The following is a 22,030-nucleotide window of genomic DNA, read 5'->3' as shown; positions in this document are numbered from 1 at the left end:
TCGGTAAGCCCGGCGCTGCGGCCGGGCTCGTGGCTATCGCGTGACGGTCAGCGTGGTGTAGCTGTAGCGCGGCAGGGTGCCGCTCTTGGGCTCATGCAGCTGGGTCTTGAACTGCTTCGCGCCGAGGCTGGCCAGGCGCTGGATAAGTGCCTGTGTGGCCTCTTGGTGCCGGCGGCCGTTGACCAGCAGGCAGGTGTCTGCATCGCCGCGCCATGGAGAGCGCGCCATGGTGATGGACAGATCGCGGCCGAAGTCCTTGGCCAAGGCTTCTTGGTGGGTCTGGGTGACGATCATGCGGAGCCCTCCAGCTGGGGCATGTTGGCCAGGGCGCGCTGCACGGCCGCGCGGTGCATGCACAGGCCCAAGGCCTTTTCCGTGGCCAGGACGTTATCGGGCTCGTCCACGGGGGTGATGCGGTAGGTCATGGGGCCGTTCTGCCAGAACGTGAACCCGTGGGCCGCGCCGGCGAAGCGCCAGCCCTTGGGGTGTTTGGGGACGTTGGGGCTGCGCTTCATGTCAGTGATCCTTTCTTACGTTGCGGCGCTTCCATTCCAGGGTCGGGCTGGGGCCGGCATGCCAGCCGATGCCTGGGCCTGCTTTGAGGCTGTCGCAGCTCTCTGTGGTTCCGTCATCCAGCAGCACCAGGGCGTAGGTGCCGAATTGGTTGGTTATGTGGGCGAGCGCCACGCCATCGCTGTGCTGCGAAGGGCCAGAGGTGGCATGAATGCGCTGACCAGGCGCGGGCAGGGTCTTGGTTTGAGCTTGTCGCATAGGTTTGTCCTTGCTGTGGTTTATTGCGTCGTTCGTTCGTTCTTTCGTTCGTTCGCTCAACGCAAGGCGATTATCATATAAACGATAATTCAGTGCAAGAGGCAGGAGCCGCTTAAACCCCGCTCCAAGCCCGTCACCCTTATCAGCATGAGTACGCCTGATAAGAAGCCCAAGCCAGCTATAAAAAAAGTAGCAAAGACCGCTGCCAAGGGAAGAGTTGCGCCAAAGAAAAGAGAGCAGCCAGACGAGCGCTGGCAGGCGTTTGCGCGCGAATACGTCAAGGACTTCAACGGCACACAGGCGGCAATTAGGGCGGGCTATGCCGAGCGCAGCGCAGCTATGCAGGCGTCGCGCCTGCTAACAAAAGATAAGGTGCAGGAATTCGTGCGCCAGGCCAATGCGCGCATTGTTGAGCGGGCCGAAGTCGATGGCGCAGCTGTAGTGCGCCGACTCAACGACATGATGCTGGCCGACCCGCGCGAGCTGGTCGAGGTCTATGTGAGCTGCTGCCGCCACTGCTATGGCGTGGGCCACGACTACCAGTACACCTTGGGCGAGTACAACTCCAAGCGCGAGAAGTGGCTAGACGAAGGCAAGGCTATCGAGAAGTTCCCCGAAAAGGGCGGGCTCGGCTACGACCCCAGGCGCGTGCCATTCCCTGAGTGCCCAGAGTGCTTCGGGGAAGGCCACCCCAGACAGGTGCTCAAGGACACGCGCAGCATGTCGGCGCGTGCGGTTGCCTTGTTCGCCGGCACAAAGCTGGGCAAGGATGGTGCGATATCGCCGGTCATGCACAACCAGCTCGATGTTGTCGAAAAGCTCATGCGCCACCATGGCCAGTACCTGGCTGACAACAAGCAGCTGCCTGGTCACAGCACACTGCCAGGCACTTTTGTGGTCGAGTTCGTTGAGCCGCCGAAGCGCGAAAACGACCCGCTAGAGCAGCTGGAGCCAGGTCAGAAGCCTGGCCAGGCCCCTGATGCCGTGTCGCACAGCGCCAGCCTGCCCGCCAGGAAAAAGGCGGTGCGCTGATGCTGCTGCCGCCGTCGATTGGCCAGCTGCTTGTACCTGGTCGCATGCCCCTGGCCATCCTGGACGCCTACCCGGAGCCCGAAGAGCCAGACTTTCGGACGGACTACGAGGTAGAGCCCACGCGCATATCGCTGCAGTTCCCCAACAAGCTGCGCGGCCTGTGGAAGCCCAAGCGCTTCAAGGTCATGTACGGCGGCCGAGGCGGTGCCAAGTCCTGGTCTGTGGCCATGGCCCTGCTGGTGATGGGCACGACCAGGCCGCTGCGCATTCTGTGCGCGCGTGAGATCCAGAAGTCCATGCGCGACTCCGTGCACCGGCTGCTGTCAGACCAGATTGCCGCGCTCAACCTGGGCGGCTTCTACAACGTCCTGGACAACGAGATCCGGGGAAGCAATGGCACGCTGATTCTGTTTGCCGGCCTGCAGAGCCACACAGTTGACTCCATCAAGTCCTATGAGGCGGTCGATATCGTCTGGATTGAAGAGGCTCAGGGCGTCAGCGCGCGCAGCTGGGAAGTGCTGGTGCCGACGATCCGCGCGCCTGGCTCGGAAATCTGGCTCACGCTCAACCCCGACCTGGCCACCGATCCGACCTGGACGCGCTTCATTGATGGCGCAGACGATGACACATGGCTCTGTGAAATCAATTGGCGGGATAACCCATGGTTCCCCGAGGTGCTGGAGAAAGAGCGGCTGCGGCACTTTCAGCGCGATCAAGACAGCTACTGGAACATTTGGGAGGGCAAACCCAAGCGCACGGTTGCCGGCGCGATCTACGCCAAGGAAATGGAGCGGCTTTACAACGATGGCCGCATCTGCCGCGTCAGCTACGACCCGCGCCTGCCCGTGCACACGGTATGGGACTTGGGCTGGAGCGACTTCATGGCCATCATGCTGGTGCAGAAGACGCCTATGGACTTCCGCTGTATCGCGTACTACCAGGACAGCCACCGCACGATTGAGGACTACATCACCCAGCTCGAAAACGAATGGAACGTGGTGTGGGGCTCTGACTTCCTGCCGCATGACGCCCAGCATGGCGACTACAAGAGCGGCACGACCGCGCAGGGCATTGCCGAGGGCATGGGGCGCAATGTCGAGGTGCTGCCCTCATTCAGCATCGAGGCGGGCATTCGCATCGCGCGCTCGCTGTTTGCTACGGCTTACATAGATGAGGACGAGTGCGCGCCCTTCCTTACCTGCATGTCGCGCTACAAGCGCCAGATTGATACCCGCACGGGCCAGCCAGGCGCGCCCCTGCACGACGAGGCCAGCCACGGCGCTGACGTTTGGCGCTACATGGGCCAGGCGGTGCCGCTCATGGACAACGGCACGCGCGTGACCAATGCGAAGGGGCTCAAGCGCAGAAGGCGCACATAAGCAAAGACGCACCGAAGCACAGAAAGACCGACGCGGATTGACCGCAAAGCCGCTCCAAGCCCGCCACCATTGCGCGGAAAAGGAGTTGGCCGCATGGCAAGCATTGATCTGGATAAGGTGTATCTGCAGCGCCAGCATGGTGACTTGCTGGCGGTCTATACCTGGTTTAACCATGAGCGCGCGCTCATCATCATCCCGGCCAACAAGGCGCGGCCGCGCTGGTTCGTGGTCTGCGAGAGCGCGGCGTGGAACTACGACGACCCGCGCTACCTGGCACGTAAGTGCGCCGAGGCGGCGAGCTACCTGGGGCTGGGCGACGACAAGGCCCAATGGGTGCGCATTGCCACCATCATCAATGAAGGCCTGCCCGACCTGGTGCTGATGCCGTCAGAGCCGGATTGGGAGGCCCAGCCGGCGCGCGAGTATGGCGTGTTGACCGCCAAGGCTGACGGCCGCGTGATGCACCAAGAGGCGCTGACCATCGCGCCCGCAGCGGGGGCCGAGTATGTTCCAGTCTGACATTCGCGCCGACCGCCAGGGGGCGGGTGATCGAGTGCTCCACGACCCTGCGGACAGCGCCAGCACTGCGCTGGTGGATGCCAACCAGGTGCACCCCCTGGATACCGACGCCATGGTGCAGCTGCATCGCCGCATCATGGGCTGGTACTACACGGAGCGCGGCATTCAGGCCGACAACCGCCTGGAAATGGCCATTGATGCCGACTTCTACGATGGCGATCAGTGGGACAGAGAGAAGGCCATCGAGCTGGAGCAGCGTGACCAGCTGCCCTTGGTGTTCAACGAGTGCGCGCCCATGGCTGATTGGATGATCGGCACAGAGCGCCGCTCTCGGGTGGATTGGCGGGTGATGCCGCGCACCAAAGACCAGGTAGAGATTGCCGACCTCAAGACCAAGACCCTGAAATACGTCAGCGACGTGAACCAGGTTCCTTTCAATCGCTCGCGCGCCTTTGCTGATGCCGTGAAGGTGGGGGTTGGCTTTGTGGACGATGGGGTACGCAGCGACCCGACCAAGGACATTCTCTATAGCAAGTATGAGGACTGGCGCAATGTGCTCTGGGACTCTCTGGCCGTGGAGCTGGATCTGTCTGATGCGCGCTATATCTTCCGCTCTCGCTGGACGGATGACGATATCGCCGTGGCCATGTTCCCCCACCGCGCGGAGGCAGTCAGGCGCGCGGCGCTGGCCGAGCGTCATTGGGATGGGGCAGGCGGCGAGGACGAATTTCAGCGCGCTGGCTACACGGCCACGTCGGTGCATGGTGGATCTGGCTACCTGATGAGCGGGCGCGGCGGCATAGGCTCCGTGCCGCGCTCGCGCATCAAGCTGCTGGAATGCCAGTTCCGCATGCCTGTGACCGTCAAGATGGTGGTGGACGGGCCTTTCCGTGGTTCGTTCTTCAATACCGACGATGTGGCGCTGATGGATGCGCTGGGCGAGGTGGGCGGCTCGATTGTGGATCGCGTCATGATGCGCATGCATACGGCCGTCATGACAGAAACGTCGCTTCTGTCTTTAGGTGTGTCGCCCATGCGGCACAACGAATTCAGCTTGACGCCTATCTGGTGCTACAGGCGCGGCCGCGACCGTATGCCCTACGGCGCTATTCGCCGGGTGCGCGACCTGCAGCGCGACTTGAACCAGCGCGCCAGCCGGGCGCTCTTCCTCATGTCCACGAATCAAATTTTCGTGGAAGAGGGCGCGGTGACGGACATCAACGAGCTGCGCGAGGAAGTTGACAGAGCGGACGGCGTGATCGTCCACAAGGCCAACAAGAAGATTGAGGTACGCCGCGATTCCGAGCAGGCGGCTGGCCAGGTGCAGATGATGGCCATGAATGCCCAGGCCATCCAGAAGTCTGTCGGCATCAGCAATGAAAACATGGGCCGCCAGACGAATGCCAGCTCTGGCGAAGCCATCAAGGCGCGCCAGCTGCAGGGCGGTGTCGTCACTACGGAGCCCTTCGATAACCTGCGCCTGGCCACACAGGTGCAGGGACAAAAGCAGCTGTCATTGGTCGAGCAGTGGTACACCGAAGAGAAGGTAATCCGCTTGACCGGCTCGCGCGGCTCCATTGATTGGGCGGTCATCAACGAGCCCGAGCAGCAGGCCGATGGCTCTATTCGCTACCTCAACGACATTACGCGCAGCCTGGCCGACTTCGTGGTGGCCGAGCAGGACTACTCGGGAACCATGCGCGCGGTGCTCTTCGAAGCACTCAACAACCTGGCCGGCCGCATGCCCGACAACGGGCTGGCGCTGCGCCTGCTGACCATCGCCATGGAGTTCAGCGACCTGCCCAACAACGACCAGATCGCAGAGGAAATCCGCAAGCTGACCGGCGAGCGCGACCCGAACAAGCCCATGACGCCCGAGGAAGCGCAGCAGATGCAAGAGCAGCTGCAGGCCCAGGCCGAGGCCTTGCAGATGCAGCGCGAGCAAGCGCGCCTGGCGCTGGAAGAGCAGAAAGCCAAGGTGCAAGAGATCCTGGCGCGCGCCGACAAGCTGGCGGCCGAGGCCGAGCGCAGCCGCTCCGAGGGCAACGTGGGCCAGGCGCAGGAGCTGGAAGGCGCGGCAGCCATGGCGCGCCAGGCGGCCGACAAGCAGCTGGAAACCACGATGCGCCAGCTGTCCAAGGCGCAAGCCGACCTGGCCAACAGAACCCTGCAGATCAACACAGAGCGCGACACAGCCCTGCAAGTCGCCCGCATCAATGCCGACTCGCGCGAGCGCGTGGCAGAGATCCAGGCGCAGAGCCGGGCCGGTTTCGCTGGCATCGACCAGCGGCTTAGCCACTACGAAGGCCGCGCGGCGGCAGAGGGAGGTGAGTGATGGGACAGGTGAACGGGATTTTGTTGCTGGCCAGCTTCTACGGCTGTCTGGTTGCTATGGGATTTGTAGCTATTTACATAGAGCGCATCAGCGCAGAGGGCAAGGAAATGACAGAACCCGCGACTACGGTAGCCGGTGGTGTGGCGGGCTACAAGCTCGCCCTTTTAAGCATGCCGGTGATTGCCGCCATTGCGGGCTTTTGGCTGGGCATTCGATACGTGCCGCTGCGCAAGGGTCAGGAGCTGGCGGACGTTACCAACCGCATGACGGCCTGCGCGGCTTCCAGCTTCTTGGTGGGCATCCCGGTGCTGATGCTCGTGCAGCACTACATGCCCGGCGCGTTCGTGGCCATGCAGCAGCTGGCCATCCTGGCGGCCTTGCCCGAGGGGGTGGGGGTGCTGGTGCTGTTCGCCTGTGTGTTCCTGCTGTGCAGCATTCCCGGCCCCTGGCTGCTGGCGGCGGTGTTCTTGTGGCTGGAGCGCCGCAAGGGCAAGGACATAGGGGAGCTGGTCAGTGAAGTGCGCGGCCTGGCCGCCGAAGCAAAGGAGAGTGAGAAGTGAGCGAAAACCGTCCAAGCAGCACCCAGCTGCTGATTCATTCCATCGTCACGGCCGCGATTGAGCCGGCCTTGGCGCAGCTGCCTTTCAAGATGGGCTCGGGCGTGGCCAAGGTCATCCTGGTGGCCTATGGCCTGCAGGAGTCTGACCTGCTGCAGCGCGCGCAGCTGGGCGGCGGCCCCGGTCGCGGCCTCTGGCAGTTCGAGCCTGGCCATCCCGTCAAGGGTGGCGGGGTCTGGGGCGTGGTCAACCACGGAGCCAGCAAAGAACACCTGATGAAGCTCTGCCGAGAGCATGGCCTGCCATTCGACGCGACGGCCATCTATCGCCAGCTGCAGCACAACGACATTCTTGCGGCCGGTGTCGCGCGGCTGCTGATGTGGACAGACCGCAAGGCGCTGCCAACGAATCAAGAGCAGGCCTGGGAAATGTACGCCTACCGTACCTGGTGCCCCGGCAGGCCGCGCCTGCAGGACTGGCCAGCCAATTGGGCGGCGGCCGTGTCCTATGGCCTGGCCAATGGCTGGGTAACGGTCGATGACAAGGGGGAGCTGCGCGATGTTCAGCGCGCGTAACGCCCTGGCGGCCATTGGCCCCTACCTGGCGGTTGCGGCCGCCAGCGCCAGCCTGGTGGGCTTCCTGGCCTATGCCCAGCTCAAGACAGAGCGCGCCGAGCATGCGGCCGATCTGGCCAGCATGCGCCTGGCCGTGGCCACTGACTCGCTGCAGCAGCTGGCCGAGATTGCCGAGACAGGGCGCGCGGTTGCCGGCCTGATGACAGACATGAGGAAAGAAGCAAATGACGAAGCAACGAAGCTACAAGCTGGCCTGGATAGCCTGCGCACTGACACTGCAGGGCTGCGCCGCGACTATGCAGAGCTGCCCCAGCAGTTTGGACGCCTTACCCGCAGCACCGTTGAGCGCTACGCCAGCACCTGCACAGGACTACTCAGTGACCTGGCAGATGAAGGTGCAACGCTTTCAGCAGAAGGTGCAGAACTCGCGCGCTCTGCTCAGGGACATTACCTCGACGACCGAGCCAAAACCCTGAGCTGGCCCGCTCCAAGCCGGTCAGCATTGACGCCGCATAAGGAGAAAACCCAATGAGCACACACCAACTGACAGAAGACGAGCAGCGTCATCTGACCCCCGAAGAGCGCGCGGCTCTGGCCGAGGATTACGACGAGGACGCCGACAACGAAGCGGCGGCCGCAGCAGCTGCGAACGCCGGCGGCGCTGGCAATGGCGCTGCAGAGGATGACGAAGCCCCGGCAGCTGCTGGCGCTGCCCAAGCCCCTGCCGCTGCACCAGCTGCCGCCCAGGCTCCTGCCGCTGCTGCAGCCCCTGCCGCCGGCGGTACCGCTCAGGACGATGGCCAGGGCGCGGCGACGACCGACGCCCCAGCTGCGCCAGCACCAGCCCCTGCGGCCTCGCGTGCGCCGGCCTACGTGGTCGAGCTGCCGGCAGACTTCGCAGAGCAGCAGGCGGCCAACAAGCAGGCCCGTGCCGAGTTGAAAGCGAAGCTCAACAGCGGCGACCTCGATATGGAAGAGTACGAGGCCGAAGCCGAGCGCCTGGACGAAGAGCGCATGTCGCTGATGGCCCAGAAGCAGCGCGCTGAAATCTCCAAGGAGATGACGGAGCAGGCCGCGCAAAACGACTGGAAAGCCGCAATCAATTCCTTCATGGACGATGCTTCCAAGAATGGCGAGATTGGCCTGATTGACTACCGAAAGGATGAAGACAAGGCGCGCGACTTTGACTCGATGGTCAAGGGCTTGGCCACCGCCAACCCCGACAAGCCCCTGGAGTGGTATCTGTACGAGGCCCATAAGCGCGTGGTGGCCCTGCATGAGATCCCCGTGGTGGCCAAGACCAGCAAGAAGGAACAAGGGCGCAAGCCGCCGGTAGACACGATCACGCCGAACCTGGCCCACATGCCTGGCGGCAGCGGTGACGGCGATGCGTTCGCGGACGAGTTCGCTGCCATCGACAAGCTAACCGGCCTGGCCGCAGAGCGCGCAGTCGCGGCACTGTCGCCCCAGAAGCTGGCGCTGTACCTGGAGCGTGATTGATATGACGGCCGTGCTTTCACCCCTGCCCGCGCCTGCCTCGCCCGAGCCCGTCGATGGGCGCACCATCTTTATGGAGCTGCGCACGGGCCAAAAGCTGCAGCTGCCTGGCGGCATCAGCCTGGAGCTGCAATTCAAGAAGGGTCAGACGGCGCGTTTCATGGTGAAGACGCCGGCCGGCGCTGATGTGAAAAAAATCCAGCAAGGCGCGGCAGAGCCCGCTCCAAGCCGGGCATTCTGACGACATGCGCACGGGTTAAGTGCGCAGGATTTATTGATTGGGGCGCTGAAGTGCTCACTCCACACAGGGAGCATTTCTCATGGGTAAAACCGTTGTGGGCGTGAACAGCCCCCAAGCCGTCAAGCGTTTCAGCACCAAGCTGAGCCTGGACATTTCGCAGGAGTCTTTCTTCGGCTCCAAGTTCACGGCCATCGGCCAGGAAGAGCATGTACCTATCCAGGTCATCCCCGACCTGGAAAGCGAAGCCGGCGACCGCATCCAATACGACCTGCTGGCTGAGCTGCGCATGGCCCCCGTCGAGGGCGACGATGTGCTGCACGGCAAGGAAGAAGCCCAGCGCTTCTATACCGATGAAGTGATGATCGACCAGGCGCGCGGCGGTGTGAACACCGGCGGCCGCATGACGCGCAAGCGCACGCTGCACGATCTGCGCATGCGCGCCAAGGCCCAGCAGGCCGACTGGTGGCGTCGTTTCCAAGACGAGCTGCAGTTCGTCTACCTGTCGGGCTCGCGCGGCATCAATGCCAACTTCATCCTGCCGCTGGGATACCAAGGCCGCGCCAACAACCCCCTGAACGCGCCTAGCCAATTCCATCAGCTGTTTGGCGGCGATGCCACTGCGGTGAGCAACATCGACGCGACCGACAAGATGAGCCTGGAAGTCATCAACCGTTGCAAGACGCGCGCCGATACCCAAGGCGGCGGCGCGACGGATATCCCCGTGCTCAAGCCCTGCCGCGTCAATGGCCAGGAATGCTTTGTGATGGTCATGCATACCTTCCAGGAAGATGACCTGCGCAAAGACACCGGCACCGGCGGCTGGCTGGAGATCCAAAAGGCGCTGGCCACCAGCCTGGGCAACAAGTCGCCCCTGGTCAACAACGCGCTGGGCATGCATCGCGGCGTGGTGCTGCACTCGCACCGCAATGCCATCCGTCACAACACCCACGGAGCCATGAGCAACGTGGAAACCGCTCGCGCCCTGTTCATGGGTGCTCAGGCGGGTGTTGTGGCCTTCGGCTCGCCTGGCACGGGCATGCGCTACGACTGGCACGAGGAAACCCGCGACAACGGCAACCAGATCGTTATCACCACTTCCTCGATCTTCGGCACGAAGAAAACACGCTACGAAATCAACGGCGTGGCGCACGACAGCGGCCTGTTCTCGGTCGATACCGCTGCCGCAACTCGCTAATCACAGGAAAGGACGCGGCAATGCCTGCATTCAAAAACCGTAGCGCCGTGGCCTCTGGCCATCAGAGCGCTTTGACCCCCAGCGGCCCCGAGTTGGCCAATGCCCGATTTGGTCAGCCCGTGGATGTGTCTGACCACGTTGTCGGCGTGATCGGCGTCATTGGCGTGCTGCCCGAGGGCTGCTTGCCGACAGTGGCCTTTGTGCGCAGCGAGGCGCTGGGCGTGGGCTTCAAGTGCTCCATCGGTGTGCTCGATCCCATCACTGGCGACCTGTCCACCAAGCCCGAAGACGGCGGCGCGGCCTGGATCGTGGATGACACGACCGGCGCGGCCGGCGGCTACAAGCAAGTGGTTCCCGTGGCTTTCGGCAAGGTGCAGCCCAAGGGCTGGCCCCGCCAGATCGCGGTCAAGGTCACAGGCCCAGGCAACGCGGCCGGCCTGCTGGGCTTCGACCTGACTTACTTCAACGCCTGACGGTGTGTGCAGCGCCCGGCTTCGGTCGGGCTTTACCCCACGGGTCAGCCCGTGGGTCTTTTTGGACTGACAAGGATTAGAAAATGGAACTGTGCACAACGATCCCCCCTCGCAATGACGGCACCGTGACGGTGAGCTTCCCTCTGCGTGGCGGCAAGATCAAGCTCTACGTCTTCACGGGCGAGCCCCTGGCCTGCGAGGTGGAGGATGAAGGCCACATTGCCAAGATGCAGGCCTCTGGCAATTTCATGAGCCGCGAGGACTACGAGCAGGAAATTGCTTTTCTGCGCCAGGCCGCCGAGCGCGCCGCGCGCCTGAAAGCCGCCGGCCAGCTGGAAGCCGCGCAACAGTCTGCCGCCCTGGCCGCCGGCGCATTTGTGCCAGGCCTTGGCCCTGGTGCTGGTAGCCCCGGCGCGGACGAAGAGGACGAGGCCGAGGACACCAGCCAGCAAAACGCCAATGCACTGCCCCAGGAAGCCGGCACGCGCCCCACTGGCCGTGTGAACCGCGCCGCCAAGGGCTAAGGCACTCTCATGGCAACGTGGGACAACTGGATGCCCGAGCTGCAGTTGGCTGCGCCCACCGCGCCAGTGCCGCTTATTCATCTGTGCCTGAACCGGGCGGCGCGCGACTTCTGCGCGAACACTCGCGCCTGGCAGGTCTGGCTTGACCCCGTGCAGGCCACGGGTGACGCAACTCAGGAATACGGGCTCGACCTGCCCATGGGGGCCGAGGTGGTGCGCCTGGAGGCGGCAACGCTGGACGGCAAGCCCCTGGAGGTGGTCATGGCCATGGATACCGAAGGCGATCCCGTGGCCATGAGCCGGCTGCGCGGCCTGGTGTGCACGGATCTGCAGAACTTCTATCTCCCCTCTGGCCAGGTCGGCGCGGTGCGCGTGAAGTGCACCCTGCAGCCGACCATCAGCGCCAGCACGGTGCCCGACCTGGTGGCGAGCCGCTTCTTTGAGGCGCTGCGCGATGGCGCGCTCTCCGAGCTGCTGGCCAAGGACAACACGGACTTCTTTAAGCCCGAGCTGGCCGCTGTGCACCTGGAGCGATTCAACCAGGCGAAGAACACGGCGCAGGCCGCTGTATGGCGCAACCACGGCACGCGCGGCGGTGGAGCCAGAAAGGTGGGCTGGTGCTGACCATCAAAGACCTGCTAGACCGGGTTGCCGAGGATCTGCAGGACAAGAAAAGCGTTCGCTGGACGCGGCTGGAGCTGCTGGCCCACTTCAACGAGGCGCAGCGCAAGTTTGCCGAGCAGCGCCCCGACCAGATGGCGGGCTCTATCGAGCTGGAGCTTGTCGCGGGCTGGGAGCAGCACCTGCCGGCCAGCGTGCTGGCGCTGATCGACATCACGCACAACGTCAACCGCCAATCCAAGCGCATCACGAAAACCTCGATGTGGCAGCTCGATGTGCTGGCCGCCGGCTGGCGCGCCATGAGCCCGGCCAGCGACGCGGCGCACTTCATGTGGGACTCGCGCTACCCCAAGGACTTTGCGGTGTATCCGCCGGTCAAGCAGGGATGCAAGGTGCATGCGATTGTCAGCAAAGCAACGACAGATGCAAGCACCGAAGCAAGTCAACCATCCGTGCCGCCGCAGTGGATGGATGCGCTTCGCAATTACGTCATGTTCCGTGCCTATTCCAAGGACGCGGAATACGGCAACAACACAGAGCTTGCGGCAGCGAGCTTGCAGCTTTTCAACGACGCGCTGGGTGTGCAGGTCAAGGCCGCAAACAACGTAGCGCCCACTAACTAAGTGAGATTTCCATGGGTGACTTATCTACCTACGCGCGCAATCAGCTGGTGAACCATGTTCTGCGCGGCGTGACCGCTGCAAAGCCCGCCAAGGTCTGCATTGCGCTGTTCACGGCTGACCCCACGGCCGCCGGTATCGCGGCCAACGAGGTGACGACCGCACAGTGGCCAGGCTACTCGCGCTTCGATGTGGGCGTACTGGCCTCGGCCTGGTCAGCGCCGAATGACGGTCTGACGCGCAACCTTATCCGCTTCTTCTTCAACCCCAATGCAGGGGCCAACACGCTGGATATCACCCACATGGCCATTTACGACGCTGTGACGGGCGGGAATATGTGGGCCTTCAAGGAGCTGGTGAAGTCCAAGCGCATCGAGCCTGGTGATGATCTGAGCTTCCAGCCCTCGACGCTTGAGCTGCTGCTGAGCTAAGGGCGGGGCTGTCGTGAACTTCGCGCCACTCAACGGGCGGGCAATCAATGGAAGCGAACGCTTTTCCATTGAGGCCGGGGCGCGGCTGCTGGTTCAGCTGGCCATTGAGGCGAACGGGAGCCGAACCAGCACGGCAGAGATCCGCTTTGAGGCTGACACCAGGCTAAGCGCTACAGGATCTGCCAACAGGCCGGCGCGCGCCTCACTGAGCGCCGATGTGGCGGCAAGCGGCGCGGCCGTCAGTGGGCGCGGCGGCCGCGCCTCTGTCTCTGGCCAGGCTTCCATGAAGTCAGACGCGAAGCGCGGCATAGGTGGCCTGGCGCGCATGACGGCGGGCCTGGCCATCGAGTCGAACCCCATGCGGGGCGCTTTCACGGGCGCGGTTATGCGGGCGTCGGCGGCCTTGAGCGCGCCGGCTGTCCGTGGCCATGGTGCGCGTGCAGTGGTCTGGGGTGTGGCCGAGATGCTGGCCACGGCCAGGTTGACCGGCGGGGCCGCTGCCCAGCTCAAGACAGACGGCGCTCTAAGTGCGAAGGCTACGCGCGGTCTCAATGGGCACGCCAAGCTGATTCTGCAGGCGCTTGTCGTTGCTGACGCTCAGACAAACATCGGCGCGCAGGACTTCCCCGGCGCGACGTTTAAACGGCCGTTCACAAATTCCGAGTTTGCGCGGCCCGCATTCATAGATTTCAAGAGGACGGCATGAAGCTGGGACAGGTAGAGCAGCAGCCTCAAGAGCGCCGAAGCTACTCCATTCAGTACCAAGAAGCGCTGCACGACGGCGACAGCTTGGAGAGCGCCAGCGCCATCGCGGAGCCGGCGGGGCTGGTGGTGGAGCATGTGAGCATCTTCGATGAAGAAACCCGCGTGCGCTTCTGGGTGCGCGGCGGCGTGAGTGGCGTCACCTACAAGGTGACGGTGACGGTCGAAACGCGCGACGGCGAGAGGCTGCAAGACGAGATCGTGGTGAAGGTGAAAGAGGTTTAAGCGTGGCGCAGATTCTTGCAAACAACGTGACCGGCGTTCTGTCCGGTGCTGCGACAGCAACGGCGACCAGCTTGCCGCTGGTGTCTTTGACGGGCTGGCCAGTTCTGGCCGCCGGCGATTTCCACCTGGCCACCTTGATCGGTCTGAACTCAAGCGGCGTAGAGGCCGTCTGGGAGGTCGTGAAGGTGACGGGTCGGGTTGGCTCTGCCCTCACTGTGGTGCGCGCTCAGGAGGGGACGAAGGGCGTAGCCTGGCCGGCGGGCACGGTATTGCAGATGCGCCTCACGGCCGCCAGCGTGGCCACGCCTACGCTGGTTGACGCGGTGCGCGTGGCCCTGGAGCAGCTGATTACCAGCGCCAGCCAGTCCCTGCAGAGCAACATCGACGGCAAGGTTGATCTTGTGCCAGGCAAGGGGCTGTCTGAAAACGACCTCACGGCCGCGCTGCTGGCCAAGCTCAACGGGATCGCGGCCGGGGCTCAGGTCAACGTGGCCACGAATCTGGGCCAGGGCACGCGCACCACGACGACGCTACCGCTGACCAGCTCGACAGGATCGGGCACGACACTGCCGGCGGCCACCACGGAGCTGGCTGGCTTGATGGTCAGCACAGACAAGGCCAAGCTCGACGGCATTGCAGCAGGCGCTCAGGTGAATGTGCCTACTAACCTGAAAGCGACAGCGGCGGCCGTCAACATCCTGATTGAGTCCTCGACCGGGGATAACGCGACTCTGCCGCTCGCCACCTCGGCGCTGGCCGGGCTCATGGCTCCGGGGGATGTGGCCAAGCTGGCAGGGATCGCGGCAGGCGCTCAGGTGAACGTGGCCACGAATCTGGGCATCGGCACGCGCACGGCTACCGGCGTTCCCGTGACCAGCTCGACAGGGACAAGCACGACATTCCCCGTCGCCAGCACCACGCTGGCCGGCGCAATGTCTGCTGCTGACAAGTCCAAGCTCGATGCGATTGCGGCCGGCGCGACCGTGAATTGGACAAGCACGCTGATTCCAGACTCTGCCGATCTGAACACCTACCAGACAGAGGGCTCTTACTATTGCCCGAACAATGCATGGGCGGTAACGCTGGCCAACTGCCCGACAAAGATCGCCTTTAACCTGAGCGTGTGGAGGGCGGCGGGCGTTGTTCAGCGCCTCACGGAATACATCAACACCACAGCCCGCAAGACCTACGAGCGCTCCTACTACAGCAACGTGTGGAGCGGCTGGTCTCGTGTCTACACGGAGATTGACCCGCCGGCGCTGGCCACCACTGCGGCACCGGGCCTCATGTCCTCGGACGATAAGAGCAAGCTGGACGGGGTAGCGGCAGGCGCTCAGGTCAACGTGGGCACGGATCTGGGTATTGGCACACGCACGACCACGACAGTGCCGTTGACCAGCTCGACGGGCAACAACACGACGCTGCCGGCGGCCACCACAGCGCTGGCCGGGGTGATGACCAGTACCGACAAGGCCAAGCTCGATGCCATTGCGGCCGCAGCCACCAAGAATGACACCGACGCGAATCTCAAGTCGCGTGCCAATCACACGGGCACGCAGGCTATTTCCACGGTGACAGGGCTGCAAGCGGCTCTGGATGCCAAGGTGGCGGTAGGTGAGGCCCTTTACCCTAAGTTTGGGACTGTCGGAACTCAAATCATCACGATGAGGTTTGGGTACGCGAATGAGGCAGATTGCCGATGGGCCACTGCCATGCTTGGCGCAAATGGTGAATCGTTTACCTTTAACTACTATGACGGGCCAGGGGTTTACAAGTCAACGCCGTTACTGATAACGCCAACTGTTTTGCAGGCAAATACAAATGGCGTATTTGACAATGGAAGTGCTGAAACTCAGCTCTATGTAGGGAAATACAACGGCTATCTTTTTGGAAATGAAGCCAGTCTAGGGATTTACAGCGTTTCTAGCACAGGGCAGGCGACATTGAGAGGATCTGATGGAAAATTCTTTTCTAGTCGCGGGTTTTCTGGAGATATTGTCAACGACAAGCCGTCGATTGCAGTAAGGCAGACTGGAGATATTGGCGGTGGATACGCGAATTGGGACTCTGCGAATGCAGTTATTCAGGTCGATGCTGCTAATAACCTGGCTGCTTACAGCGTCTGGCGCGTTACCAACTGGGGGCAGCGTCATCTTGCAGCGATGCAGGTACACGCGGGAGACAGCGCGTCCTCGCCTCCGGTTGTTGCCCTTCAAATGTACGGCCTGGCCCCCAATCCATTTGTTTGGAATGGATATGGAGATTATTACGTTAGAAGAAATATCTACGCGAACGGATCACTTGTTCAGACTTCGGACATTAATCTAAAAAATGTTATTGAAGAACTTGATTGCCCATTGGAGAAGCTGCTCGACGTTAGCGTTATCCGATACACACGCAAGGACATAGATTCTGGCGAGCAGATCAGCTATAGCGCGCAAGCTGTGCAAAAGAATTTTCCTCAAAACATACGAATGACAAAAGCAAGCGAGGCGCAAATAGAGTTTGTTCCTGACGGCATGGTCATGAATGTGGATCAGGGCGGGATGAACGCAGTGAACACAGAAGCTATTAAGCGGCTTTACAAAATCGTAAAGCAGCAGCAGAAAACTATTGAAATTTTGAAAGCAAGGGGGTGATATGCCAGATTATCAAGAAAGCAATATTGAAGGAACTCAGTTTGTTCGGTGCCGTCAAGTCATCTTGAATAACCCGCTTGGAAACGAAATCAAAACAGTCTTCTTCCAAGAGGAACGGGTTATCAATGCAGGGCTGGAAAAGCCAATCCTGCGCGACGAGGGGTTCTGTCATAACGCGCTGCGCGCCGACAATGCAGACACTACATTCCCGATCATGGACGCCACGGGCCTGGTGACGGGCATCGGCACCTATCAGCAGGTCTATGACATGCTGGCCTCTCTGTACCTGCATACCGCCATGCTGCGCGATCAGGGGATATCGGCTACGAGCGGTGCGCCGGTTGAGCAGCCGGCATAGGCCTGGCCCCGACCGCGCTCCAAGCCCGCCACCATGCGGGCATGGCACTGCTGCAAATTTCTAATTTCGTCGGAGAAGCGCCAAGCCTTTCAGGCCGTGGGCTTGGCGGCACCTTCGCGCGAATCAATCACAACCTCTATCTGGCGGCCGGCGACTTTAGGCCGCTGCAGGCCGACAAGGTGCACTCGACCTGCCCAGCGGGCACGCTGTCGCTTCACAGGTTCCACCGCAACGCTGCAGGCCAGGTGCAGGCCGACCCCTCGGCCGCGCTCTCGATGTACCCCGACAGGCGCTCTTTTGCCAAAGGCCAGATCAATGACGAGGCCACGGAGCGCACCTATGTGACGTTCGACGCCGGCGACAAGCCGCCCCGAGTGATAAACGTCAAGGGCGTGGATCGGGTTCTGGGCGTGGCGCGCTCGGCCGCTCCTGCCCTGACGGTCAATGTCGTGGATACCTTGCAGGTCGATGAGGCGCAAACCTGGCTTTACGGCGACTTTGTGGGCCTGATTCAGAAGGCCATCGTCAGCGCCTCTCCCTCGCGCGCCGACAAAAACGCCGCGGGCCTTCGCTACGACGCCGCCGGCAAGAGCTTCGCCGGGGCTCCCGACAACTACGGGCTCAAGACCGCGACTCAGGCGGGTGTCGCAGGCCTGGCCACGGGGATGATTTACGCGGTCGTGACGGACGCGCGCGCGGCTTCCACGGCCATGGCCATGACCCGCTTAGGCGCGACAAAGACCTCTACCGGCTGGCTGGTGCCCGTGGCGGCCATGCCGGCGGCCTACCCCCTGACCCGCACCACGCTGCAAAACACGGTGCAGCTGATTGAGTTCCCGGCGGGCTTTGGCGAGCAGTCCGGGCAGGCGGTGCTCACCTCGGCGCAGGTCGGTGTCGTGGTGGACGCTGCGGTAGCGGCCGTGGGGCCGGGTGTCTCTTGCGACAAATGGCGCAGCGAGCTGGCCACGCTGCTGGGTGAATTCAGCAACCTGGCGCTGGTCAAGACCTGGGCCGTCGCCGGCGCGCCGCCGGTCAAGCCCACGCAGCCCAGCACGCCGCGCTGGATTCCCGACGAGGGCGACTCCACGGGGCTGCACGAAAACCCGGAATGGGCCGTCTATGACCAGGCGATGGACGCCTATTACACGGCGTTCGATGCGTACAACAACAAGCAGTACGCATCCACTGGAGAGGCCAACAGCCTGAATGCTCGAATGCTCGAGATACAGCAGCGGTGCGCGGCGCTGGTGGTGAGCATCGAGGGCCAGCTTGCCAGCCAGTGGCTCAAAGCCGTGGACGATGCCGCCCAGGTCGGCACCTGGGTGGACAAGCTCGGCGGCCTCAAGACGCTGACGCCATCGGCCAGCGTGCGGGTGGTGGACACGCGCTATTACGTGGTGGCCATGGTGACGGATTGGGGGGAAGAGTCCCAGCCGTCCCCCCTGACGCCCATGGTTGAGGTTGCGGCCGTCGATACGGTGACAGTGACGCGGCCGGGCCTCTTGACGGGGGAGACATTCGCGGCGCGCAACATCGTCAAATGGCGGCTCTACCGCTCCAACACGGGGCAGTCTGGCGCGGCCTGGCAGCTGGTGAAGGAGTTGGATATTGCAACCGCGTCCTTTCTCGACAACGTGCCCAGCTCCGAGCTGGACAGCCTGCAGCCGCAATTTACCTGGCTGGCCCCGCCATACCGCCAGGACTCGCAATTCACGGGGGAGGTGAAGCCGGTCAGCGGCGCGGCTCCCTACCTGCGCGGCATGACGGGCATTGACAACGGGATCATGGCCGGGTTCATCGACAACATGGTGGCCTTCTGTGAGCCCTATGTGCCGTATGCCTGGCCAGTGGCCTACCAGGTCAAAACAGAATTCCCGGTTGTGGCCATCGCCGGCTATGAGTCCACGGTGGTGGCTGTTACGACCGGGTGCCCCTACGTCATCACCGGCACGCACTCGGCCAGCATGACGGCCTTGAAGCTCGATAGCTTCTACAGCTGCGCCAGCGCCCGAACGGTTGTGGCCGTGCCTGGCGCGGTGCTGTACGCCGGCCAGGCTGGGCTTTGCTCTGTGCGCGGCAATACCGTCGAGCTGGTGACGCAGACCTATTTCACCAAGGAGCAGTGGCAGGCCATGAACCCGGCGGGCATGTTCGCGGTCGAGCATGTGGGCGTGTACTACCTTTTCTACTCGGGGACGGCCGGCAGTGGTTGCCTGGCCATCAGCGTGGAGGGCGGGCAATTCAAGCTCGGGCGCTGCGACCTGGTGGGGTCTGCTGCCTGGTCGGACAAGTTCACCGATGTGCTGTACGTGGTCAACGGTACGAAGGTCATGCAGTGCTTTACAGAGGCGGCGCGGCGGGTTGGGCGCTGGAAAAGCGGAATCAGCACGCTGCCCCAGCAAACGGGCTTGGCCTGGCTCAAGGTGTACGGCGACCAGACCCTGGCCAGCCCCGTGACTATCCGGTGGTTTGCCGATGGCGAGCTGCGGCACGAGGTTCAGGTATCGAGCCTGGAGCCCGAGCGCCTGCCGCCTGGCAAATGGCTGGAGCATGAGATTGAAGTCGAAGGTGCGGCGCGCATCGACCGCGTTGCCTTGGCATCGTCCACTATGGAGCTGCGCCAAGAATGACGAATGAGATTCGACAGGACACGGGCGCGGCGAAACTGCCGGCCATCCCGGTGCTGCAGACGGCCGACAAGGGCCTCAACGCCTGGGCGGCAAAGGTGGCGGAGTGGCTGGAGGTTCGCAGCGGCGACAGAGGGAACTCGCAGGAACGCGTGGTAACGGTGCGCGAGCTGAGAGAGGCTATGGCCCCACTCGCGGCGCTTTCTGACGCTGTGGCGGGGCTATCTGGCGGCGATATCGGCAATGAGCTGGGGACAGGGCTTACGGCATCGGCGGCCGTGGATCGGTTCGCGCAGTCGATCCTCAATACTCGCCTGTTCAAAGACCTGGTGAAGTCCCTCAACGATCCGGCCCGCTTCGATGATTTGCCCGAAGAGATCCGCAACGAGTTGAAGCGGGATCTGATTGACGAGGCGCGCCGGCTCGGGGCGGCCATCGAGAAGACTGAAAGCCTGATTCAGAACAATGAGCGCAGCATGGCCATGGTCGTGCGCCAGCTCACGGCCAGCCTGCGCAATGCCCATGCCGGGGTGCGCGAGACTTCTGCCGCCTGGTCGGATGGAAGCAAGGCCTTTGCGGTGAAGGTGGAGCAGCTGGCGGCCAGCGTAGACAACTACTACAAGGACGGCAGCGCCGGCATTGCGCGACTTGAAGAGCAAATGACCGTGCAGGCGGACTATTCCAACGGCCTGCGCGCGCAGTACACCATGAAGGTGCAGGCCGGCGGGGCGCTGGCTGGCTACGGGATCGCGGCCGAAGAGGTCAACGGCAAGACCTCAAGCGCCTTCATCATCATGGCCGACAAGTTCGCCGTTGTGGCCCCGAGCTACAACGCGGGCCAGCTGGTGACGCCTCGGGCGCAGGATGTGGTTTTTGGGGTGGACGCCAACGGCATCTACCTGCAGAACAATGTCTACATCAAGGGCAACATGCGCCTTGATGGCACCACGCGGGTGCTCAGTGATGGCCTGCGCGGGAGCGTGCAGCTGGGCGTGAGCGCGGCGGCCTGGAGCGATACCTCTGCGCGTCAAGCGGTATGGCTGGCGCTGGGCAAAACGCTGAGCGCGCCCAATAACAATCACCTTGTCATAGGCGACATGGTGACGATCACCCTGCCCAATGGAACGGCCGTGACGCGCTATTGGAATGGCGCGGCCTGGGTGAATCCTGGCGTGATGATTAATGGCGAGCTGCTGGTAGACGGGTCAGTGTCTGCGCGCCACATCAACACCAACGGGCTGGTTATCCGTGACGCGAAGGGCGAGGTCATTCTTTCCTCTGGCGGCATGGATGCCTCATGGGTTAAGAACCTGCTTGCCGGCCAGGTGGGAGGCCTTGGAGGCCTGGCCACGCAGGACGGTGTGACGGTTGGCCAGGTGAGCGGCCTAGGAAGCCTAGCCACAAAGAACGGTGTCACTGTTTCCGATGTGAGCGGGCTAGGATCTCTAGCCACCAAGAACATTGTTTCTGCGGCGGATATCACGGGCCTGGGCTCGCTGGCCACGCAGAATTACACAATCATTGGCTCTACGGTTCGCATGCCAGACGGCTCGGTGATGGGAACCGGCGACTTTGTGAGTCGCTTGAGCAAGATTGAACAGTGGAACGTCAGCACCTTCATTGCGTCCGGTGCCATTGGGCGCGCCTACATCGGCAAGGCCGCCATTGGTTCCGCTGAAATCGACGTGGCCGCCGTGCGTGCCATCCACATCAATGACGCAGAGATTGATGAACTCAAGATCAAGGGCGGATCTGTCACATCCATGATTTATGGAGCTGGGGGGGCCACAACGAACAGTGTTGGCACGTATGACCTGGCAGTCATCGGGATTGAGCAAGTGACCGGCGGTACTGGCTTTGTTGTGATGTTTGGTGTCTCGGGGACGGCCGCCGCCGCAGTGGGCAATCCCAATGGACAGGAATTCAACGGCTCACTTTATGCCAATGTGCAGCTGCTGCTTGATGGCTCCGCTATCGCTAGTTTCCCCATGAATCAGACGAATTACCCATCTGCTGTGCCAGATCAGCGCCATGGTGTCCGGGCTGTATTTGTGAAGCCTGGCATTGGGTCGCATCAATTGGTCGTGCGCGTGAACGTCACGAGCAGGGGGTGGAGCGTGCGCGATGTGAACTATGACGCTTGGGTGTCTGCGGTAGGTGGTAAACGATGAAGACAGTGATTCGATTAGGTGAGGCCTGCGCGGCGGGGCGATTCCATGCGGTGCTGCAGTACATGGTGCTGCAAGATGAGGCGGAAGCCCTGGCGGGCTGGATAGAGCCCGGTTGCGATTTGCCGGAAGATTGCACCAGCGGCTTGATCTACGACAGCCAAAGCAGCAAGCTGATTGACAAGAAGCGCCCGACAGATCCCGCGCAGGTCTTCGACCTGGCTGCATGCTGCTGGGTGATGCCGGCGGGCGCGCAGTGGGAGCGCGTCAGGCGCGAGCGCGACAGGCTCATGAGTGCAACGGATTGGCGCGTGACCCGCGCAATGGAGATTGGCCAGGCGCTCGCGCCTGAATGGGTGGCTTACCGCCAGGCGCTGCGCGATGTGCCTCTGCAGCCTGACCCGTTCGCCATCGACTGGCCAGCAGCGCCAGCCGATGAAAGCACCGAAGCACCGACAGAAGCGCAGCACTAGGCGCGCTC

The 22,030-nt window shown here is 62.7% G+C and carries 25 protein-coding genes; 22 read left to right on the top strand and 3 right to left on the bottom strand.

Annotation, left to right across the window (positions count from 1 at the left end; genetic code table 11):
• Positions 1-33 precede the first annotated feature (33 nt).
• Genes FSY45_RS24840 through FSY45_RS24830 form a run of 3 tightly spaced genes read right to left on the bottom strand, consistent with a single transcriptional unit; the run spans position 34 to position 771 of the window.
• A complete protein-coding gene (locus tag FSY45_RS24840; protein WP_148748494.1) occupies positions 34-294 on the bottom strand; it encodes a hypothetical protein in 261 nt (86 codons plus the stop codon).
• The gene (locus FSY45_RS24835; protein ID WP_148748493.1) at positions 291-515 is read right to left on the bottom strand and encodes a hypothetical protein; all 225 of its coding nucleotides are present in this window, start codon (positions 513-515) and stop codon (positions 291-293) included. The genes FSY45_RS24840 and FSY45_RS24835 overlap by 4 nt, the downstream gene beginning before the upstream one ends.
• Before the next feature lies 1 nt (position 516).
• A complete protein-coding gene (locus FSY45_RS24830; RefSeq protein WP_148748492.1) occupies positions 517-771 on the bottom strand; it encodes a hypothetical protein in 255 nt (84 codons plus the stop codon).
• Between the two features lie 147 nt (positions 772-918).
• Between FSY45_RS24830 and FSY45_RS24825 the strand changes: the two genes are divergently transcribed.
• The 22 genes from FSY45_RS24825 to FSY45_RS24720 all read left to right on the top strand — a co-directional run bounded on the left by FSY45_RS24825 (position 919) and on the right by FSY45_RS24720 (position 22,022).
• Positions 919-1,803, top strand: coding sequence for a terminase small subunit (locus FSY45_RS24825; RefSeq protein WP_255443436.1), 885 nt, complete (start codon positions 919-921; stop codon positions 1,801-1,803).
• Positions 1,803-3,182, top strand: a complete 1,380-nt coding sequence (locus FSY45_RS24820) for a PBSX family phage terminase large subunit (RefSeq protein WP_255443435.1) — start codon at positions 1,803-1,805, stop codon at positions 3,180-3,182. The genes FSY45_RS24825 and FSY45_RS24820 overlap by 1 nt, the downstream gene beginning before the upstream one ends.
• A 93-nt stretch (positions 3,183-3,275) precedes the next feature.
• Positions 3,276-3,701 carry a hypothetical protein gene (locus FSY45_RS24815; protein WP_148748490.1) on the top strand — a complete coding sequence of 142 codons (426 nt, stop codon included), beginning with the start codon at positions 3,276-3,278 and terminating at the stop codon, positions 3,699-3,701.
• Complete coding sequence (locus FSY45_RS24810) at positions 3,688-6,036, top strand: hypothetical protein (protein ID WP_148748489.1); 2,349 nt, start codon at positions 3,688-3,690, stop codon at positions 6,034-6,036. Before FSY45_RS24815 ends, FSY45_RS24810 begins: the two co-directional genes overlap by 14 nt.
• Positions 6,036-6,596, top strand: a complete 561-nt coding sequence (locus tag FSY45_RS24805) for a hypothetical protein (RefSeq protein ID WP_148748488.1) — start codon at positions 6,036-6,038, stop codon at positions 6,594-6,596. The genes FSY45_RS24810 and FSY45_RS24805 overlap by 1 nt, the downstream gene beginning before the upstream one ends.
• Entirely contained in the window at positions 6,593-7,168 is a 576-nt protein-coding gene (locus tag FSY45_RS24800) for a hypothetical protein (RefSeq protein ID WP_187427611.1), read from the top strand. Before FSY45_RS24805 ends, FSY45_RS24800 begins: the two co-directional genes overlap by 4 nt.
• Positions 7,152-7,700 (top strand): hypothetical protein, encoded by a 549-nt coding sequence (locus FSY45_RS24795; RefSeq protein ID WP_148748487.1) that lies wholly within the window; start codon positions 7,152-7,154, stop codon positions 7,698-7,700. The genes FSY45_RS24800 and FSY45_RS24795 overlap by 17 nt, the downstream gene beginning before the upstream one ends.
• On the top strand, positions 7,697-8,668 hold the full coding sequence (locus tag FSY45_RS24790) for a hypothetical protein (protein WP_148748486.1): 972 nt from the start codon (positions 7,697-7,699) through the stop codon (positions 8,666-8,668). The genes FSY45_RS24795 and FSY45_RS24790 overlap by 4 nt, the downstream gene beginning before the upstream one ends.
• 1 nt (position 8,669) lies before the next feature.
• Entirely contained in the window at positions 8,670-8,906 is a 237-nt protein-coding gene (locus FSY45_RS24785; protein WP_148748485.1) for a hypothetical protein, read from the top strand.
• Positions 8,907-8,985: 79 nt separating this feature from the next.
• Complete coding sequence (locus FSY45_RS24780; RefSeq protein ID WP_148748484.1) at positions 8,986-10,101, top strand: N4-gp56 family major capsid protein; 1,116 nt, start codon at positions 8,986-8,988, stop codon at positions 10,099-10,101.
• 20 nt (positions 10,102-10,121) lie between these two features.
• Positions 10,122-10,574 (top strand): hypothetical protein, encoded by a 453-nt coding sequence (locus tag FSY45_RS24775; RefSeq protein ID WP_148748483.1) that lies wholly within the window; start codon positions 10,122-10,124, stop codon positions 10,572-10,574.
• Positions 10,575-10,657: 83 nt separating this feature from the next.
• Positions 10,658-11,098, top strand: a complete 441-nt coding sequence (locus FSY45_RS24770) for a hypothetical protein (protein ID WP_148748482.1) — start codon at positions 10,658-10,660, stop codon at positions 11,096-11,098.
• A 9-nt stretch (positions 11,099-11,107) separates the two neighbouring features.
• Positions 11,108-11,722 carry a hypothetical protein gene (locus tag FSY45_RS24765; RefSeq protein WP_148748481.1) on the top strand — a complete coding sequence of 205 codons (615 nt, stop codon included), beginning with the start codon at positions 11,108-11,110 and terminating at the stop codon, positions 11,720-11,722.
• Complete coding sequence (locus tag FSY45_RS24760; protein WP_255443434.1) at positions 11,716-12,342, top strand: DUF6682 family protein; 627 nt, start codon at positions 11,716-11,718, stop codon at positions 12,340-12,342. The genes FSY45_RS24765 and FSY45_RS24760 overlap by 7 nt, the downstream gene beginning before the upstream one ends.
• Before the next feature lie 11 nt (positions 12,343-12,353).
• Positions 12,354-12,770 (top strand): hypothetical protein, encoded by a 417-nt coding sequence (locus FSY45_RS24755; RefSeq protein WP_148748480.1) that lies wholly within the window; start codon positions 12,354-12,356, stop codon positions 12,768-12,770.
• A 13-nt stretch (positions 12,771-12,783) separates the two neighbouring features.
• Positions 12,784-13,476, top strand: coding sequence for a hypothetical protein (locus FSY45_RS24750; protein WP_148748479.1), 693 nt, complete (start codon positions 12,784-12,786; stop codon positions 13,474-13,476).
• Positions 13,473-13,757, top strand: coding sequence for a hypothetical protein (locus tag FSY45_RS24745; RefSeq protein ID WP_148748478.1), 285 nt, complete (start codon positions 13,473-13,475; stop codon positions 13,755-13,757). The genes FSY45_RS24750 and FSY45_RS24745 overlap by 4 nt, the downstream gene beginning before the upstream one ends.
• Before the next feature lie 2 nt (positions 13,758-13,759).
• The gene (locus tag FSY45_RS24740; protein WP_148748477.1) at positions 13,760-16,396 is read left to right on the top strand and encodes a pyocin knob domain-containing S74 family peptidase; all 2,637 of its coding nucleotides are present in this window, start codon (positions 13,760-13,762) and stop codon (positions 16,394-16,396) included.
• A 1-nt stretch (position 16,397) separates the two neighbouring features.
• Positions 16,398-16,754: a hypothetical protein gene (locus FSY45_RS24735; RefSeq protein WP_148748476.1), complete on the top strand. Its 357-nt coding sequence runs from the start codon at positions 16,398-16,400 to the stop codon at positions 16,752-16,754.
• A gap of 41 nt (positions 16,755-16,795) precedes the next feature.
• Positions 16,796-19,384 carry a hypothetical protein gene (locus FSY45_RS24730; RefSeq protein ID WP_148748475.1) on the top strand — a complete coding sequence of 863 codons (2,589 nt, stop codon included), beginning with the start codon at positions 16,796-16,798 and terminating at the stop codon, positions 19,382-19,384.
• Entirely contained in the window at positions 19,381-21,552 is a 2,172-nt protein-coding gene (locus tag FSY45_RS24725; RefSeq protein WP_148748474.1) for a DUF1983 domain-containing protein, read from the top strand. Before FSY45_RS24730 ends, FSY45_RS24725 begins: the two co-directional genes overlap by 4 nt.
• Positions 21,549-22,022, top strand: coding sequence for a tail fiber assembly protein (locus FSY45_RS24720; protein ID WP_148748473.1), 474 nt, complete (start codon positions 21,549-21,551; stop codon positions 22,020-22,022). Before FSY45_RS24725 ends, FSY45_RS24720 begins: the two co-directional genes overlap by 4 nt.
• The last annotated feature ends 8 nt before the right edge of the window (positions 22,023-22,030 follow it).

Source organism: Comamonas sp. Z1, from assembly GCF_008121555.1.
GTDB lineage: Bacteria > Pseudomonadota > Gammaproteobacteria > Burkholderiales > Burkholderiaceae_C > Comamonas > Comamonas thiooxydans.
This window is presented reverse-complemented; position numbering and strand designations above follow the sequence as displayed.

Coding starts and splice junctions, on each gene's coding strand:
- FSY45_RS24820 (WP_255443435.1), top strand. CDS start 1,803: ATGCTGCTGCCGCCGTCGATTGGCCAGCTGCTTGTACCTGGTCGCATG.
- FSY45_RS24785 (WP_148748485.1), top strand. CDS start 8,670: ATGACGGCCGTGCTTTCACCCCTGCCCGCGCCTGCCTCGCCCGAGCCC.
- FSY45_RS24790 (WP_148748486.1), top strand. CDS start 7,697: ATGAGCACACACCAACTGACAGAAGACGAGCAGCGTCATCTGACCCCC.
- FSY45_RS24720 (WP_148748473.1), top strand. CDS start 21,549: ATGAAGACAGTGATTCGATTAGGTGAGGCCTGCGCGGCGGGGCGATTC.
- FSY45_RS24825 (WP_255443436.1), top strand. CDS start 919: ATGAGTACGCCTGATAAGAAGCCCAAGCCAGCTATAAAAAAAGTAGCA.
- FSY45_RS24775 (WP_148748483.1), top strand. CDS start 10,122: ATGCCTGCATTCAAAAACCGTAGCGCCGTGGCCTCTGGCCATCAGAGC.
- FSY45_RS24795 (WP_148748487.1), top strand. CDS start 7,152: ATGTTCAGCGCGCGTAACGCCCTGGCGGCCATTGGCCCCTACCTGGCG.
- FSY45_RS24770 (WP_148748482.1), top strand. CDS start 10,658: ATGGAACTGTGCACAACGATCCCCCCTCGCAATGACGGCACCGTGACG.
- FSY45_RS24765 (WP_148748481.1), top strand. CDS start 11,108: ATGGCAACGTGGGACAACTGGATGCCCGAGCTGCAGTTGGCTGCGCCC.
- FSY45_RS24745 (WP_148748478.1), top strand. CDS start 13,473: ATGAAGCTGGGACAGGTAGAGCAGCAGCCTCAAGAGCGCCGAAGCTAC.
- FSY45_RS24835 (WP_148748493.1), bottom strand. CDS start 515: ATGAAGCGCAGCCCCAACGTCCCCAAACACCCCAAGGGCTGGCGCTTC.
- FSY45_RS24755 (WP_148748480.1), top strand. CDS start 12,354: ATGGGTGACTTATCTACCTACGCGCGCAATCAGCTGGTGAACCATGTT.
- FSY45_RS24810 (WP_148748489.1), top strand. CDS start 3,688: ATGTTCCAGTCTGACATTCGCGCCGACCGCCAGGGGGCGGGTGATCGA.
- FSY45_RS24725 (WP_148748474.1), top strand. CDS start 19,381: ATGACGAATGAGATTCGACAGGACACGGGCGCGGCGAAACTGCCGGCC.
- FSY45_RS24840 (WP_148748494.1), bottom strand. CDS start 294: ATGATCGTCACCCAGACCCACCAAGAAGCCTTGGCCAAGGACTTCGGC.
- FSY45_RS24805 (WP_148748488.1), top strand. CDS start 6,036: ATGGGACAGGTGAACGGGATTTTGTTGCTGGCCAGCTTCTACGGCTGT.
- FSY45_RS24730 (WP_148748475.1), top strand. CDS start 16,796: ATGGCACTGCTGCAAATTTCTAATTTCGTCGGAGAAGCGCCAAGCCTT.
- FSY45_RS24815 (WP_148748490.1), top strand. CDS start 3,276: ATGGCAAGCATTGATCTGGATAAGGTGTATCTGCAGCGCCAGCATGGT.
- FSY45_RS24735 (WP_148748476.1), top strand. CDS start 16,398: ATGCCAGATTATCAAGAAAGCAATATTGAAGGAACTCAGTTTGTTCGG.
- FSY45_RS24830 (WP_148748492.1), bottom strand. CDS start 771: ATGCGACAAGCTCAAACCAAGACCCTGCCCGCGCCTGGTCAGCGCATT.
- FSY45_RS24780 (WP_148748484.1), top strand. CDS start 8,986: ATGGGTAAAACCGTTGTGGGCGTGAACAGCCCCCAAGCCGTCAAGCGT.